Annotated in this window: 16 protein-coding genes and 1 tRNA gene; 11 read left to right on the plus strand and 6 right to left on the minus strand. The window is 60.3% G+C overall.

Features of this window, described 5'->3' with window-relative positions; translation table 11 throughout:
- Positions 1 to 59: 59 nt before the first annotated feature.
- Entirely contained in the window at positions 60 to 548 is a 489-nt protein-coding gene (locus TMS3_RS25375) for a hypothetical protein (protein WP_160321047.1), read from the minus strand.
- Between the two features lie 148 nt (positions 549 to 696).
- Positions 697 to 1386 carry a crotonase/enoyl-CoA hydratase family protein gene (locus tag TMS3_RS22450; protein WP_025167546.1) on the minus strand — a complete coding sequence of 230 codons (690 nt, stop codon included), beginning with the start codon at positions 1384 to 1386 and terminating at the stop codon, positions 697 to 699.
- 501 nt (positions 1387 to 1887) lie between these two features.
- On the opposite strand from TMS3_RS22450, the gene TMS3_RS22455 reads away from it, so the two are divergent.
- The 4 genes from TMS3_RS22455 to efp all read left to right on the plus strand — a co-directional run bounded on the left by TMS3_RS22455 (position 1888) and on the right by efp (position 4381).
- Positions 1888 to 1977 (plus strand) — tRNA-Ser (locus TMS3_RS22455).
- 123 nt (positions 1978 to 2100) lie between these two features.
- Positions 2101 to 2571 carry a hypothetical protein gene (locus tag TMS3_RS22460; protein ID WP_152985554.1) on the plus strand — a complete coding sequence of 157 codons (471 nt, stop codon included), beginning with the start codon at positions 2101 to 2103 and terminating at the stop codon, positions 2569 to 2571.
- A gap of 56 nt (positions 2572 to 2627) precedes the next feature.
- On the plus strand, positions 2628 to 3761 hold the full coding sequence (gene earP, locus TMS3_RS22465) for an elongation factor P maturation arginine rhamnosyltransferase EarP (RefSeq protein ID WP_025167548.1): 1134 nt from the start codon (positions 2628 to 2630) through the stop codon (positions 3759 to 3761).
- Positions 3762 to 3808: 47 nt separating this feature from the next.
- Positions 3809 to 4381 (plus strand): elongation factor P, encoded by a 573-nt coding sequence (gene efp / locus TMS3_RS22470; RefSeq protein ID WP_025167549.1) that lies wholly within the window; start codon positions 3809 to 3811, stop codon positions 4379 to 4381.
- Positions 4382 to 4452: 71 nt separating this feature from the next.
- Here the strand turns inward: efp and TMS3_RS22475 are convergent, their stop codons facing one another.
- Positions 4453 to 5409: a LysR family transcriptional regulator gene (locus tag TMS3_RS22475; RefSeq protein ID WP_025167550.1), complete on the minus strand. Its 957-nt coding sequence runs from the start codon at positions 5407 to 5409 to the stop codon at positions 4453 to 4455.
- Between the two features lie 103 nt (positions 5410 to 5512).
- Between TMS3_RS22475 and TMS3_RS22480 the strand changes: the two genes are divergently transcribed.
- Entirely contained in the window at positions 5513 to 6268 is a 756-nt protein-coding gene (locus TMS3_RS22480) for a sulfite exporter TauE/SafE family protein (RefSeq protein WP_025167551.1), read from the plus strand.
- On the opposite strand, the gene TMS3_RS22485 is transcribed toward TMS3_RS22480, so the two are convergent.
- Positions 6258 to 7112: a LysR substrate-binding domain-containing protein gene (locus TMS3_RS22485; RefSeq protein ID WP_025167552.1), complete on the minus strand. Its 855-nt coding sequence runs from the start codon at positions 7110 to 7112 to the stop codon at positions 6258 to 6260. The two genes, TMS3_RS22480 and TMS3_RS22485, sit on opposite strands and share 11 nt — an antisense overlap.
- A gap of 96 nt (positions 7113 to 7208) precedes the next feature.
- Here TMS3_RS22485 and TMS3_RS22490 point away from each other — a divergent pair, with 96 nt between their 5' ends.
- The 5 genes from TMS3_RS22490 (at position 7209) to queF (ending at position 11385) form a co-directional block, all read left to right on the plus strand.
- Positions 7209 to 7442, plus strand: a complete 234-nt coding sequence (locus tag TMS3_RS22490) for a DUF1127 domain-containing protein (RefSeq protein WP_025167553.1) — start codon at positions 7209 to 7211, stop codon at positions 7440 to 7442.
- Between the two features lie 32 nt (positions 7443 to 7474).
- The gene (locus tag TMS3_RS22495) at positions 7475 to 8353 is read left to right on the plus strand and encodes a PhzF family phenazine biosynthesis protein (protein ID WP_025167554.1); all 879 of its coding nucleotides are present in this window, start codon (positions 7475 to 7477) and stop codon (positions 8351 to 8353) included.
- Positions 8354 to 8435: 82 nt separating this feature from the next.
- The gene (locus TMS3_RS22500) at positions 8436 to 9641 is read left to right on the plus strand and encodes a winged helix-turn-helix domain-containing protein (protein WP_025167555.1); all 1206 of its coding nucleotides are present in this window, start codon (positions 8436 to 8438) and stop codon (positions 9639 to 9641) included.
- A gap of 101 nt (positions 9642 to 9742) precedes the next feature.
- Positions 9743 to 10441 (plus strand): orotidine-5'-phosphate decarboxylase, encoded by a 699-nt coding sequence (gene pyrF, locus TMS3_RS22505; protein WP_025167556.1) that lies wholly within the window; start codon positions 9743 to 9745, stop codon positions 10439 to 10441.
- Between the two features lie 113 nt (positions 10442 to 10554).
- Positions 10555 to 11385 carry an NADPH-dependent 7-cyano-7-deazaguanine reductase QueF gene (queF, locus tag TMS3_RS22510; RefSeq protein ID WP_025167557.1) on the plus strand — a complete coding sequence of 277 codons (831 nt, stop codon included), beginning with the start codon at positions 10555 to 10557 and terminating at the stop codon, positions 11383 to 11385.
- Between the two features lie 45 nt (positions 11386 to 11430).
- Here queF and TMS3_RS22515 read toward each other — a convergent pair whose 3' ends face one another.
- Together TMS3_RS22515 and TMS3_RS22520 are read right to left on the minus strand one after the other, a co-directional pair.
- A complete protein-coding gene (locus tag TMS3_RS22515) occupies positions 11431 to 11697 on the minus strand; it encodes a DUF4404 family protein (protein WP_025167558.1) in 267 nt (88 codons plus the stop codon).
- A gap of 252 nt (positions 11698 to 11949) precedes the next feature.
- On the minus strand, positions 11950 to 12687 hold the full coding sequence (locus TMS3_RS22520) for a phosphatase (protein WP_025167559.1): 738 nt from the start codon (positions 12685 to 12687) through the stop codon (positions 11950 to 11952).
- 385 nt (positions 12688 to 13072) lie between these two features.
- Between TMS3_RS22520 and TMS3_RS22525 the strand changes: the two genes are divergently transcribed.
- The gene (locus TMS3_RS22525; RefSeq protein WP_025167560.1) at positions 13073 to 13774 is read left to right on the plus strand and encodes an MlaA family lipoprotein; all 702 of its coding nucleotides are present in this window, start codon (positions 13073 to 13075) and stop codon (positions 13772 to 13774) included.
- The last annotated feature ends 39 nt before the right edge of the window (positions 13775 to 13813 follow it).

Below are 13813 nucleotides of genomic sequence, written 5' to 3' on the forward strand. Positions count from 1 at the left end.
AACACCCAGTGTTCAAACACTAGGCACGGTTGCGGTCCTGCAACCCATGCTGCTGCTTTCTATCTCTTGATAGGAGTTATCTGATGTTGATCAAGAAGAGTTTTTTTATCGCGTCCGTATGTGCCCTGGTATTTGCCTCGGCTGCGTTTGCGCCCATCAGTGTTTCCTGGGTTTCCAGTGCTTATGCCAAAGAAGGTGGCAGTGGTGGCAGTGGTGGCGGAGGTGGCGGTGGCCACGGTGGAGATGGTGGTGGTCGAGGCGACGGTGGCGGCCACGGAGGTCGTGGCGGTGACGGCGACGGAGGTGGCCACGGTGGTCGTGATGGCGACGGTGGTGGACATGGGCGTGGTGGTGATGGTCATGCCGGTCGAGGCGATAACAGTGGCCCGGGCAGTGCCAACTCGGGGCGTGATGCGGAGCACGGTGAGGACCACGGCAGGAACCGCGGCGCGGACCATGACGATGATGGTGAGCATGAAGCTGCCGAGCACGTAGGTAGGGAGGCCGATCATGAAGGAGCCGAACATGTCGGTCGTGAAGCCGATCATAGGGATGACGGATTTGGCGACGGCAACGGTGCTATGAACACAGGCGTCATCAGTAACTGAGATAAGGCTGTAGCCTGCCCATCTAGTTGTCTTCCCTAATAATGAAAAGCCCGGATTCCGTCCGGGCTTTTACGTTTTTGGCTAGAGTTCAGACCAGTTGCTGTTGATCCAGCTCAATGGCTTTGTCGAGGGTTTCCAGCAGCGCCTTGCGCACTTTCAGCTTGGTATTCTTGTGCGCGGTCATGTTGATCTTCTTCATCTGCTGGGCGACCGCTTGAGCGCTGGCCAGCAATTGTTCGGCCGGCACTACCTTATCGAGGAAGCCGGCGTCCACGGCGCCTTGTGGATCGAACATCTCGCCATTGATCACCGAGCGATGAAACGCAGACTTGCGCAGCCGGTCGCGCGCCAGTTCGATACCGACATGGTGCATGGTCATACCGATTTGCACTTCATTCAGACCGATGCTGAATGCGCCTTCTACGCCGATCCGGTAGTCAGCCGAGAGCAGGATGAACGCACCCTTGGCAACCGCATGGCCACCGCAGGCGACGATGATCGGAAACGGATGCGCGAGCATGCGTCGTGCCAGGGTCGAGCCGGCGGCAACCAGTTTGACTGCGTTCTGCGGGCCGGAGGTCATCACCTTCAGGTCGTAACCACCGGAAAGGATGCCTGGTTGGCCGGTGATGATGACGATGGCCTTGTCCTGTTCGGCGCGATCCAATGCGGCATTGAAGGCGGCGATCACATCGGGAGAAATGGCGTTCACCTTGCCGTTACTCAGGGTCAGGGTGGCAATGCCGTCATCGAATTGGTAGCTGATCAGGTCACTCATGGTCGTGTTCCTTGTGCTGAAGTGGAGCAGACGTTACCCATCCGCTTCCTGTAGGTAAAGCGCGGCGGCTGACCGGTGAGTCAGGGATGGTGGGCTTATATAAGCGGATCATTGGTTATCGGTTTGCTGGGGCGAGTCGATTGGAGGCCCGATTGCGCTGGCATTAGCGGGTCGACAAGGCTTAATCCAGTCGATGCAGCAAGAGGAGGGCGTGTCAGCGTGTTGGGCTGATAACACTACCGCTTGGGCAGATGCAGCTGGCGAATGGTTGCGCAGCGGCGCAGCGTCAGAAGGGGTGAGCGGGGTTGTGTTGTGCCTGTTTGTGTTGTTGGTTTTTTTGCCGTTTGCTCGGCCGCGTTTTGCGGCTGCTCGCCAAGCGAGCGCGGTAGATGTCGCGCATTGGTTATAAGCGCATGAATCTTCAGAAAAAACTTTTTGCCTTTGGCTAACTGTTCGGCTACATTAGCGCGCCTCGACAGACAGCAATGAATGTCGAGACCCGGTGAAGTGTCCGAGCGGTTGAAGGAGCACGCCTGGAAAGTGTGTATACGAGAAATCGTATCGTGGGTTCGAATCCCACCTTCACCGCCAGATAGATTCAGCTAAAGCCCCGATAACTGAAAAGTTGTCGGGGCTTTTTGCTTTCTGGCTTTTGCTGATGCCGATAAAGTGTCGAAGCGGTTGTTGTGAGTCGAGCACGCGAGCCGAGTCTCCTTGCTGCTCGTCGGCCACTTTCACGATGTTGGGTTGGCGAAACCCTTAGATTTTCAATCCATAGCTAATGCGTTGAGGACGTTGATGAGAGTAGATAGAGATGACATCCCGCAACACCTGCGCAGCAAGAAGCGCAGCGGACGGCGGCTATGGCTTGGGCTGGGTGTCGGTGCCGTCGCTATCTGGGGGCTGGCGAGCGTGTTTGTCGGGCCCGGTGGCTATGACATTGTCCAGGTGATGAGCGGATTGCATTTTGCCGGTAAGCCCGTTTTCGGCGATGGTCCTCAGGCTGCTGTGCCAGCTGGGCAGGAAGCGAGCTGGAACGTCTCGGTTAAATCACCCGAAGAGCAGGCCCAGATTGTGCCCGGCAATCCAGGTGGTGAGGCGAATGTGGGCAGCCACACCATGCCATCAAGCGCCACTGTGCCCGTCGACCTGTATAGCAAGCCCGCTCAGAAAGGCAGCCAGTAAATTAAGCGGCTGCTTTATCAGGTGTGATGCCTGGTCATCTTCTGCCGGAGTTCCACATGCGCCCAACCTGGGACATCTTCTGTAGCGTCGTCGATAATTACGGCGACATTGGCGTGACCTGGCGCCTGGCCCGGCAGCTGGTCGCCGAGCACGATGCCGCGGTGAGGCTGTGGGTGGATGATCTGCTGGCCTTTGCTCACTTGTGCCCGGAAGCTGATGTGCGGGCCGCGCAACAATGCCGGCAGGGCGTGGATATTCGTCACTGGCCGGCGCCTTGGCTGCCTGTCGAGGCGGCGGATGTGGTGATCGAAGCCTTCGCCTGTGAATTACCCACGGCTTATGTGGCCGCCATGGCCCAACGCGCACGACCATCGTTGTGGTTGAATCTGGAATATTTGAGCGCCGAGGACTGGGTCGGTGGTTGCCATGGCCTGCCCTCCATGCAGTCCACTGGCTTGCAGAAGTTCTTCTTTTTTCCGGGGTTTCGCCCGGAAACGGGTGGCCTGCTGCGCGAAGCCGGTTTGCTTGAGCGGCGTAGCAGTTTTCAGCAGGACCCCGCCGCTCGGCAGGCGTTCTTGCAGCGGTTGGACGTGACGCCGCTGGCGAGCGCCCGGCTGATCTCATTGTTTGCCTACGAAAACCTCGGCCTGGCCAGTTGGCTGGACGTGCTGGCGGCAGGTTCCCAGCCGACTCACATGCTGGTGCCCGTAGGCAGGGCGCTCGCGGATGTGCAAGCGTGGTTAGGCGTGAGTGGTTTGGCGGTGGGCGCCTTGCAGGTGCGGGGCGCCTTGACGGTGCAGGTGCTGCCGTTCGTCACTCAGGATGACTACGATCGCCTGCTGTGGAGCTGTGATTTCAATGCGGTGCGCGGTGAAGACTCTTTCGTGCGCGCGCAATGGGCCGGGCGGCCGTTGCTCTGGCACATTTATCAGCAGCAAGAGAACGTCCACCTGGACAAGCTCGAAGCCTTTCTCGCGCTCTATATAAATGGCTTGTCGCCCGCCGCGAGTGCGGCGTTGACTGCTATGTGGCAGGCGTGGAACCACGGCGAAGGCGTCGGGGAAAGCTGGTTGGCGCTGCAGCAGGTGTGGCCGGAACTGACCACGCATGCCGAGGCGTGGTGTCTAGATAAGGCCTCGCAGACCGATCTTGCCGCAGCGCTGGTACAGTTTTACCGAAATTGGCTATGATACGCGGCCTAGAAATTCCGTATCTCCATCCAAACCCGGATATTAGTATGAAAACCGCACAAGAAATGAAGCCCAACAGTGTGGCTCTGATCGACGGCCAACCTTGGCTCATCCAGAAGGCCGAGTTCACCAAGTCCGGTCGTAACAGCGCCATCGTTAAAATGAAGCTGCGCAACCTGTTGACTGGTTCCTCGACCGAGACCGTTTACAAGGCAGACGACAAGCTCGAGCCGGTCATTCTCGACCGCGTAGCTGTGACCTACTCCTACTACAGCGAGCCAAACTACGTCTTCATGGACGAAGAGTTCAACCAGTACGAGCTGAACAAAGACGACCTCGAAAGCGTCATGCCGTTCATCGTTGATGGCATGACCGACGTCTGCGAAGCCGTATTCTTCGAAGGTAAAGTGGTTTCGGTTGATCTGCCGACCACCATCGTTCGCCAAATCACCTACACCGAAGGTTCCGCTCGTGGCGATACCTCGGGCAAGGTGATGAAGCCGGCCAAGCTGAGCAACGGTACCGAAGTCAAAGTTGCCGATTTCTGCGAAATCGACGACTGGATCGAAATCGATACCCGTACCGGCGAGTACAAGTCGCGCGCTAAAGCTCCAGTCTAAATACTGGCTTTACCCGCGAACTGAAAAGCCCGGCCTTGGTGCCGGGCTTTTTTCTGTCTGCAGATTGCTGCTCAACTGCGGCCTAGGCCGCTTTGCAGGGCCAGGTCCCAGGGCGGCACCGGGCCGAAGCGCGCCTTGAGAAATTCCAGCAGCAGACGACTGCGTGATCCGCTATCGCGCTCCAGGCGCAAGGCATAGATACCGCTTGGCTCTGGCGTCGGCAGGCCGTGTTCGCAGAACAGTGGCACGAGTTCACCGCGCAGCAGGTAGTCGCTGATCAGCCAGGTCGGCAAATGGGCGATGCCGAGGCCGGCGAGGGCACTGAACAGCAGGGTTTCGGCATTGTTGGCGGTCATCCGTAAGCGCTTCGGGCGATAGATGTTGAGCTTGCCAGCCTGCTCGAAGCGCCAGGCATAGGGCGGCGCCAGGCTCTCCCAGTCCAGGCCGTGGTGTTCGATCAGTTCGCTGGGAGAGCGGGGTACGCCGTACTGGGCCAGGTAGGCTGGGCTGGCGCAGGCGATCCGCACCAGTGGCGACAGGGCCGTGGCCACCAGGCGGGTATCGGCCAGCGGGCCGATGCGCAGCACCAGATCGACTTCGCCCAGGTGCGCGCCCTGCAGGTCGACGAAACTGTCGATCAGTCGTAGCTGCACATCCAGTCCCGGGTAGGCCAGGAGAAACTCGGCAATTGCCGGTGCCAGGTGACGACGGCCAAAGGGTGCTGGCGCATCGATGCGAATCAACCCTTCCGGCGCGCTGCTCAGCGATACGGCTTCGGCGCGGGCCAGGTGCAATTCGTTTAGTACGCGCTTGGCTCGTTCGGCAAACGCCAGGCCGGCAGGGGTGACCCTGATGGCGTGGGTACTGCGGCTGAATAGCTGACTGCCGAGCGAGCGCTCCAGCGCGTCGATGCGCCGGGCGACCGCGGAAGGGGTGAGCGGATGGCGTCGGGCAGCGGCGGAGAAACTAGCGGTTTCCAGCACGTCGAGAAACAGGCTTAGCTGGTCGGTGAGAGCGTCGGGGTTCATGGTTGCTCGGCTATGCGTAAATTGCACAGCCATTGTGCGTGGCTGTGCGTTTCCATACTAGCTCCAGCTGACTAGCATGCTCGGCATCTAGATGGAGTCTGTGATGAGCCTGATCGACTTTGCGCTGAATTTAATCCTGGGTGCCTTGCTGGGCACCCTCGGCGGGCTGTTTGGCATCGGTGGTGGCTTGATTGCGATTCCGGCCCTGGGCGTGTTGTTCGGCCTCGACCAACAGTTGGCGCAGGGCACGGCCTTGGTCATGGTGGTGCCCAATGTGCTGCTGGCCCTGTGGCGCTATCACCAGCGCAATCGCATCGACCTGCGCCACGCGTTGATCCTGGCGCTCAGCAGTTTCTTGTGTGCCGTGCTCGGCTCGGGCTGGGCGGTGACGCTGGATGCCGAGCGCATGCGACTGGCCTTCGTCGGCTTTTTGCTGATGCTGGCGCTCTACAACCTAGTGCGGGTTTTCTGGCGTGTCACGGCTGGCAGCACCGAGTTGCGCTATCCCTGGCCCTGGTTGGCGCTGCTGGGAAGCGGCGCGGGTCTACTCGGTGGACTTTTTGGAGTAGGTGGCGCGGTGCTCGCTACGCCGGTGTTGACCAGTGTGTTCGGCACTACCCAGGTGGTCGCTCAGGGCTTGTCATTGGCCCTGGCGGCGCCGAGTACCGGGGTGACCCTGGCGACGTACGCCGTACATGGCCACGTCAATTGGGCGCTGGCAGTGCCCTTGGCACTGGGCGGCCTGCTCAGCATCAGCTGGGGCGTCAAACTCGCCCATGCCTTGCCGGAGCGCCTGTTGCGGGCTTTGTTCGCCGGGTTCCTGCTGCTTTGCGCCGTGTTGCTCGGGCTTAAAGTTTAAAGCCTTCGACTATGTGCTCGGCCAGCGTCTCGGTCACCGGCGACTGGCTATGGGCATTGCGTAGCAGCACGATGCTGGCCGACGGCATGGGGGGCAGCCCTTCGGCCTCGCCGATGATGCGCATGTCCGGGCTGATCAGGCTTTGCAGCTGCGCGGTGATGGCCAGGCCGGCGCTGACCACCGCCATGATCGCCGACAGACTCGGACTGGTGTAGGCGAGGCGGTACTCGCGCTCCATGGCATCCAGCGCATTGCAGGCCCAGGCGCGGCAAAAACATTGTGAGTTGAACATGGCCAGCGGTAGCGGCTCCTGTTCGTGCGGGCTGAAGCCATTGGCCTCGGCCCAGACGATGCGTTCCTGGCGCAGCAACTGACCGATTTCGGTGCCCGGTTCGCGGGTGACTATGGTCAGGTCGAGGTCTTGGCGTTGCAATAGGTTGAACGACGGCTCGCAGTGCAGCTCCACCTGGACCAGCGGGTAGGCCTGGGCGAAGCGCGACAGAATCCCCGGCATGAAGCGCATTACATAGTCATCCGGGGTGCCGATGCGCACCGAGCCGACCATGTGCGGCTCGCGCAGGGTGGTCATCACCTCGCCATGCAGCTTGAGGATGCGCCGCGCGTATCCCAGCAGCACCTGGCCCTCGGCGGTCAGGCTGACTTGGCGGCCATCACGCTGAAACAGCGGGCGCTGCATTACGTCTTCCTCCAGGCGCTTCATCTGCATGCTCACCGCCGACTGGGTGCGGTTGACCATCTCCGCGGCGCGAGTAAATCCGCCGTGATCGGCAATCGCGACGAAGGTGCGCAGTAGTTCGCTGTCGATGCTCGGGTAGTTGGCCATTCATCAATCTCCGAGATGCAATGCATAAGAAACATTCGTTGGATTGATCATAAGCCCAGCGCGAGACTGTCGCCAACCCCACAGGAGGGCTACGAGATGAAAGGTCAAAAAGGTTATGTACTGGTCAACCATTCACCCCGGCATGGGGTGCATCTGGGTGCTTTTGTCATGGCTGCCTGGCGTCAGCTCAAACGCTGGTATGAGCTGGCTGAGCAGCGCCGGCAACTGGCGAGTCTCAGTGATGAGGCGCTCAAGGATATCGGCTTGAGTCGTGCGGATATCCTGCCCGAAACCGAACGGCCATTCTGGGACGATCCCCTGGCCAAATAAACCCATGCTCTATCCCATTCAAGGACACAACCATGCAGATTGAAGTACAGATAGTGAATGCCTTCGTGGACGGCGAGGCAGGTGGTAATCCAGCCGGCGTGGTGTTGGATGCGGATAATCTGGAGCAGTCGCAGAAACTGGCAATCGCCGCGGCGGTGGGGCTGTCGGAAACGGCCTTCGTGTCGGGCTCCGAGAAGGCAGCCTTCAAGTTGGAGTTCTTCACCCCGTCGCGGCAGATTGCCCATTGTGGTCATGCCACTATTGCCACGTTCAGCTTGCTTCGGCAATTGGGCCGGGTGGGTGAGGGCTGGACCTCGAAAGAAACCATCGATGGTAATCGGGATATCCTGATTGCCGGGGAGATGGCGTTTATGCAGCAACTCGCGCCGCGCTACCAGGATATCGACGCTGACTCGGCGTTGTATCAGGAGATCCTGGCCGCGCTACGCATCGATGCGCAGCAACTGATGCCCGCGGTGTTGCCGAGCGTGGTCAATACCGGCAATGGCTTCCTGGTCGTGCCGTTGCGCGACGAGGCTGCAGTGGCCGGACTGAAGCCGGATCAGGCCTTGATCGAAAGGCTCAGTGAGCAACTCGATTTGATTGGTTTCTATGTGTTTTCCAGTCAGGTGCGGGCTGCGGGGCGCGATGCGGGGGCCAGAATGTTTGCCCCGCGCTACGGCATCGAGGAAGAGGCCGCCACCGGTATGGCTGCCGGCCCCTTGGCCTGTTTTCTGCGCGATCGCCTGGGGCTGACAGCCTCGCGATTGTTGATCGAGCAGGGCTGGTTGATGCCAGCGCCATCGCCCAGCCTGATCACTGTCGATCTGCAGATTGGCGAGGCTGGTATAGAGCGTTTGATGGCGGGTGGCACAGCTCACGTCATGCGCTCGACAAACGTCAGGCTATGATTGTTGGACTCTAAAGCATCGAGAACCCCTGGGTGTCGAACAAGCAACGACTGATTGGTCGGTCCGTGCGGGTCGCGAGCCGGTGACCCTGAACCTGTCCCTGCGCGAGGCACGTCGTTTGGCGCTGGTCGCCCAGGGCTTTACCGGGCGTCGCCCGCGCACCGTCAAGCTGGCCCATGTCACCGGGTTGATCGAGCGTCTCGGGGTGCTGCAGATCGACTCGGTCAATGCCCTCGTGCGCTCGCACTATTTGCCGCTGTTTTCCCGCCTCGGTCCTTATGAGCAACGGCTGCTGGAGCAGGCCGCCTGGAGTCAGGGGCGGCGGCGCAGTCTGTTCGAGTACTGGGGGCATGAAGCCTCCTTGTTACCCCTGTCGTTGTATCCACTGTTGCGCTGGCGGATGCAGCGTGCGCGTAACGGTCAGGGCATCTACAAGCAGCTCGCGCAGTTTGCTCGCGAGCAGCAGCCATTGATTGTGCAGGTATTGCACGCCGTCCGCGAACGAGGTGCGCTGAGCGCCGGCAGTCTCAATCAGGGTGAGGCGCGCAGCAGTGCCTGGTGGGGTTGGAGTGCGGAAAAACATGCACTGGAATGGTTGTTCGCCGCCGGCGAGGTGACCGTCGCCGGGCGTCGTGGTTTCGAGCGTTTGTATGATTTGCCGGAGCGCGTGCTGCCGGCCGCGCTACTCGAGCAACCTGAACTGGATGCCGCCCAGGCACAGCGTCAGTTACTGCTGCGCGCGGCGCAAGCGCTGGGTGTGGCCACGGAAAAAGATCTGCGCGACTACTACCGCCTGGATGCTCGCGACAGCCAGGTTCGCCTGGCGGAGCTGCTCGAGGGTGGCGAGCTGCAAGCGGTTCGCGTGCAGGGTTGGACGCAGCAGGCTTATTGCCTGGGTGAGCCGAAGATTCCGCGCAAGGTCAGGACCAGCGCCTTGCTGTCGCCGTTCGACTCGCTGATCTGGGAGCGCGCGCGCACCGAGCGGCTGTTCGACTTTCATTACCGCCTGGAAATCTACACACCTCCGCACAAGCGGGTGTACGGCTACTATGTATTGCCGTTCCTGCATCATGAGCGCCTGGCGGCTCGGCTCGACTTGCGCGCCGAGCGTGCGCAGCAGCGCTTGGCAGTGCACGCCGTGCATGAGGAGGTGCCGGGGTTGGATGAGGAAGGCCTGGCGGCATTGGCGCAGCAGCTTCAGTCGTTGGCCAGCTGGCTGGGGTTGGAGCATGTGCAGCTGAACTGCCCCCGCGCCAGTGCAGCGCGCTTGCGTGGCTATTTGGCGTGACAAGAGTTGGCCCGCGGTGGCCTGACGGATCGCCGGATCGGCAAGCGAGCCGCTGTTCCGTTACAATATGCGCCGAATTTTCCTTGCTTGAGAGCCTGTCCATGTCCGTTTGCCAGACGCCGATCATCGTTGCCTTGGATTTCCCGACTCGTGAAGCCGCGTTGGCGCTGGCCGATCGGCTCGATCCCAAGCTGTGCCGGGTCAAGGTGGGCAAGGAGCTGTTCACCCGCTGCGGTCCGGAGATTGTCGCGGCGCTGGGTGCGAAGGGCTTTGAAGTGTTCCTCGACCTGAAATTCCACGATATCCCCAATACCACGGCGATGGCGGTCAAGGCCGCAGCCGAGATGGGCGTGTGGATGGTCAACGTGCACTGTTCCGGAGGCCTGCGCATGATGGCGGCCTGTCGTGAAACCCTGGATAAGCTCAACGGCCCCAAGCCGTTGTTGATCGGTGTGACCGTGTTGACCAGCATGGAACGTGAAGACCTGGCCGGCATCGGCCTGGATATCGAACCTCAGGCGCAGGTGCTGCGTCTGGCTGGCTTGGCGGGGCTGGCGGGTCTGGATGGCTTGGTGTGCTCCGCCCAGGAAGCGCAGGTCCTGAAAACCAGCTATCCGCAGTTGCAGCTGGTAACCCCGGGGATTCGTCCGGCCGGTAGTGCGCAGGACGACCAACGGCGCATCCTCACCCCCCGCCAGGCACTGGACGCCGGTTCCGACTACCTGGTGATCGGTCGTCCGATCAGTCAGGCTGCCGATCCGGCCCAGGCGTTAGCCGCCGTAGTGGCGGAGCTTGCCTGACGCCTTGCCGCACCTGACGGGCGTCAGCTTAGGCGTTCGTCGGTACTCGGATTGCTGAACGCAATCGAAAAACTGTATACAATTTATTTGTCTCGATCCACCAGGTTTTTGCCATGCACCCCGCCGCCGAACATTCGCCACTGGGTAAATCCAGCGAATACATCGCGACCAATACACCGTCGTTGCTGTTCCCTATCCCGCGTGCGCCAAAATGGGCGGAACTGGGTTTGAGCGCCGAAACCCTGCCGTACCAGGGGGTGGACTTCTGGAACTGTTTCGAGCTGTCCTGGTTGTTGCCTTCGGGCAAGCCGGTAGTGGCCATCGGCGAGTTCGCGATCCCGGCGGACTCGCCGAACATCATCGAATCGAAATCTTTCAAGCTGTACCTCAATTCGCTCAATCAAACGGTGTTTGCCGAGTCGGCCGAGCTGGTCGAGGTGCTGCAAAAAGACTTGTCTGCTGCTGCTGGCAAAGCCGTCGTCGTGCGCGTGCGGAGCCTCGACGAGGTGGCTGCAGAAGGCGTGGCGGCGCTGCCGGGAACCTGTATCGATGACCTGGATGTCAGCATCAGCAACTATGACGAGCCGCAGCCGGGCCTGCTACGTTGCGAGTCTGGCCGGGTGATTGAGGAAAGTCTGCACAGTCATCTGCTGAAGTCCAATTGCCCGGTCACCGGCCAGCCGGACTGGGGCAGTGTAGTGGTGCAGTATCGTGGCGCGGCGTTGGATCACGCCGGTTTGCTGGCCTATCTGGTGAGTTTTCGTCAGCACGCAGACTTCCATGAGCAATGCGTCGAACGCATCTTTCTCGACCTGCAACGCTTGCTGAAACCCGAGCACCTGACGGTTTACGCACGCTATGTGCGGCGTGGCGGCTTGGACATCAACCCGTATCGCAGCACCGCAGTGATTCAGCCGGATAATCGCCGATTGGTGCGCCAGTAAGCAAAACCCCGGCTCAGGCCGGGGTTCTTATGTGGCTGGAGGGGGTCAGATCCCCATATTCGCCAGGCTCTGCAAAATATTGCGCAAGGTCCCGGCCAGGGTTGGATGGCTGGCCTCGAAGCGCTCCACGGCCAGGTTGACCCCGTCGACCAGGGTGGCGTCCGGCGCTGCTGCGGCTTGGCGAGCCAGTTGCAGTTCGATTTCCTGGGTCAGGATGAAGAGCGAGGCCCGGTCTTCTTCACTCAGTGGAGGGTCCTGCGCCAGTTGATCGCGCAAGTCTTCCAGTTGCTGCTGCAGACGGTTTGCAGGCATAAGGCGCTCCCTTTTCTATTAAGCCAAAGCATTGACCTTACGCGGTCGCGAAAGGTCAATGCGTGTCTTCAAGGGTAATCCAAGCGGCGCTGCTTTGCTTGCTCTGAATCAAGTCTTGGTGGGCATTCGAATGGTGGTTCGATAGGGGGTAAGGGGTGCTGTTGATCCGGCTGGCCAAGCGGTACTGGCCGTGGTTGTTGACTGCAGTAACGCTTGATCGGGGGGCTGGCATTGCAGGTTGTCGGCCCGGGCTCAGGGTTTTTCGCCCTTCTGGCGACGCAACCCCAGGTCGCTCAAACACGGACCGAGCTCGGTCAGTTGGTCTGTCACCGCATGCACGCCGAGGCGATACAGTGCCAGCGTGGCTTGCGCGCGCAAACTGTCGCGTTCAAGGCTATCGAGCGCTTGCCAGTCCGCTGGAGCATGTCCACATAGCGGCCCACTGGCAGCCAGGCCGATGGTCCATAGCCCGGCGTTCAGGCCAGCCTGCAATAAGCGTGGCTCGCCACTGATCAGCACGCAGCCGTCGAGTCGATCCACCTGCAAGTCGATTAGTGCCTGCCAGCAGGCATCTGGCGCAGGCCATGGGCGACTGGTAACGCTCGATACTCCCAGCAGCCAGTCGGGTAATGCTGCGGCTAGTGCGATGCTGGCGTCGCGTGGTAATTCATCGAGCCAGGCGCAAGGCACTTGTTGTTGGCGCAGGTCATTCAGCAAGGCTGTTGAGCCAGGCGTGGCTTCGGCGTGTTCGCTGGCCGTTTCACTCAAGGAGTGGTTGAAGGCGTGTAGTTCGTTGACGTGTGGCGTGCGCCCGAGCAATTGCGGCAGGACTGTATGTGCCGCCAGCAGGGTTGCGGATTGATCGGCTGGGTGTTGCGGGTAGAGGCGCTGCAAGGTTACCGGCAGGGTGCGTGCGCCAAAATCAACCAGACAACCACGTAGACCAAACAGCAATGCGGTAAAGGCGGGTGGTGCGGCGGACGTGTGCATGTCTGTCATCCTTGAAATGGCCTAGTCCAAGGTAACGGCTGTGCGTGACGAAATGATGAACCGATGGTTACAAACAGCGCCGGGCGGGGCCGGCTGCTGTTAGTGGTGGTTTGGTGGTTTGGTGGCAGCATGTTCGATAGCTAGTCTGCTGCACTCGACCTCGCCAGCGAACTGTTCGACTGGCACCGTGGCAGGCTGCCCCACTGGCTTTACTGTTCATATCACGCCCGCGTGCGAATGCGAGTGCATGGGCTAAGTGGCGTAAGCGCTATTCCTGTATCTGATTCGTCCGCTATGCTGCCAATTAGGGTATTTCAGGCTTTATACTGCGCGGTCTTGATGGCTGGCTTGGGCTGCCACACTATTTTCTCAAGGAGAGACTGTGATGCGTGTACTCGCTGTGAACTGGGTTGAGCGTTTAGGCCGACTCGTAGCCTGTGTCAGCTTGGCGCTACTGCCTGTCATGGCGCATGCCGCCGAAGAAGATCCGTGGGAAGGGTTCAATCGTGCGATTTTTCGCTTCAATGACACCCTCGATACCTACGCACTAAAGCCTCTTGCACAGGGTTATCAAGCTGTGACCCCGCAGTTCCTGGAAGATGGCGTGCACAATATCTTTGGCAATCTCGGTGATGTTGGCAACCTGGCCAACGACCTGTTGCAAGGCAAACTGCACGCTGCCGGGGTGGACACCAGTCGTTTGCTGTTCAATACCACCATAGGCGTGCTGGGTTTCTTCGATGTAGCCACGCGCATGGGGCTGCAGAGAAACGACGAAGATTTCGGTCAAACCTTCGGCGCCTGGGGCTTGGGCAGTGGACCTTATGTGGTACTGCCACTGCTCGGGCCGAGCACGGTTCGCGATACAGCCGGCAAGGTGCCGGATAGCCTGCTTGAACCCTACCCGTATATAGGTGATGTGTCCGCGCGCAACGTGGCGCGGGGCGTGGATGTTGTCGATACTCGCGCGAGTCTGTTGTCCGCGGAGCGGCTGATCAGCGGCGACAAGTACATCTTCATTCGCAACGCGTACCTGCAAAACCGTGAGTTCAGGGTAAAGGACGGTCAGGTCGAAGACGACTTTTAAGTCGCCTAGCGACATGACCCGGATATGAAGAAGGCGGCC

It is taken from the genome of Pseudomonas taeanensis MS-3 (assembly GCF_000498575.2).
GTDB classification, from domain to species: domain Bacteria; phylum Pseudomonadota; class Gammaproteobacteria; order Pseudomonadales; family Pseudomonadaceae; genus Aquipseudomonas; species Aquipseudomonas taeanensis.

Excerpts from the sequence above, each read along its gene's own strand:
- TMS3_RS25375 (WP_160321047.1), bottom strand. The coding sequence starts at position 548 with ATGATCGGCTTCACGACCGACATGTTCGGCTCCTTCATGATCGGCCTC.
- TMS3_RS22450 (WP_025167546.1), bottom strand. The coding sequence starts at position 1,386 with ATGAGTGACCTGATCAGCTACCAATTCGATGACGGCATTGCCACCCTG.
- earP (WP_025167548.1), top strand. The coding sequence starts at position 2,628 with ATGCGCCCAACCTGGGACATCTTCTGTAGCGTCGTCGATAATTACGGC.
- efp (WP_025167549.1), top strand. The coding sequence starts at position 3,809 with ATGAAAACCGCACAAGAAATGAAGCCCAACAGTGTGGCTCTGATCGAC.
- TMS3_RS22475 (WP_025167550.1), bottom strand. The coding sequence starts at position 5,409 with ATGAACCCCGACGCTCTCACCGACCAGCTAAGCCTGTTTCTCGACGTG.
- TMS3_RS22480 (WP_025167551.1), top strand. The coding sequence starts at position 5,513 with ATGAGCCTGATCGACTTTGCGCTGAATTTAATCCTGGGTGCCTTGCTG.
- TMS3_RS22485 (WP_025167552.1), bottom strand. The coding sequence starts at position 7,112 with ATGGCCAACTACCCGAGCATCGACAGCGAACTACTGCGCACCTTCGTC.
- TMS3_RS22490 (WP_025167553.1), top strand. The coding sequence starts at position 7,209 with ATGAAAGGTCAAAAAGGTTATGTACTGGTCAACCATTCACCCCGGCAT.
- TMS3_RS22495 (WP_025167554.1), top strand. The coding sequence starts at position 7,475 with ATGCAGATTGAAGTACAGATAGTGAATGCCTTCGTGGACGGCGAGGCA.
- pyrF (WP_025167556.1), top strand. The coding sequence starts at position 9,743 with ATGTCCGTTTGCCAGACGCCGATCATCGTTGCCTTGGATTTCCCGACT.
- queF (WP_025167557.1), top strand. The coding sequence starts at position 10,555 with ATGCACCCCGCCGCCGAACATTCGCCACTGGGTAAATCCAGCGAATAC.
- TMS3_RS22515 (WP_025167558.1), bottom strand. The coding sequence starts at position 11,697 with ATGCCTGCAAACCGTCTGCAGCAGCAACTGGAAGACTTGCGCGATCAA.
- TMS3_RS22520 (WP_025167559.1), bottom strand. The coding sequence starts at position 12,687 with ATGCACACGTCCGCCGCACCACCCGCCTTTACCGCATTGCTGTTTGGT.
- TMS3_RS22525 (WP_025167560.1), top strand. The coding sequence starts at position 13,073 with ATGCGTGTACTCGCTGTGAACTGGGTTGAGCGTTTAGGCCGACTCGTA.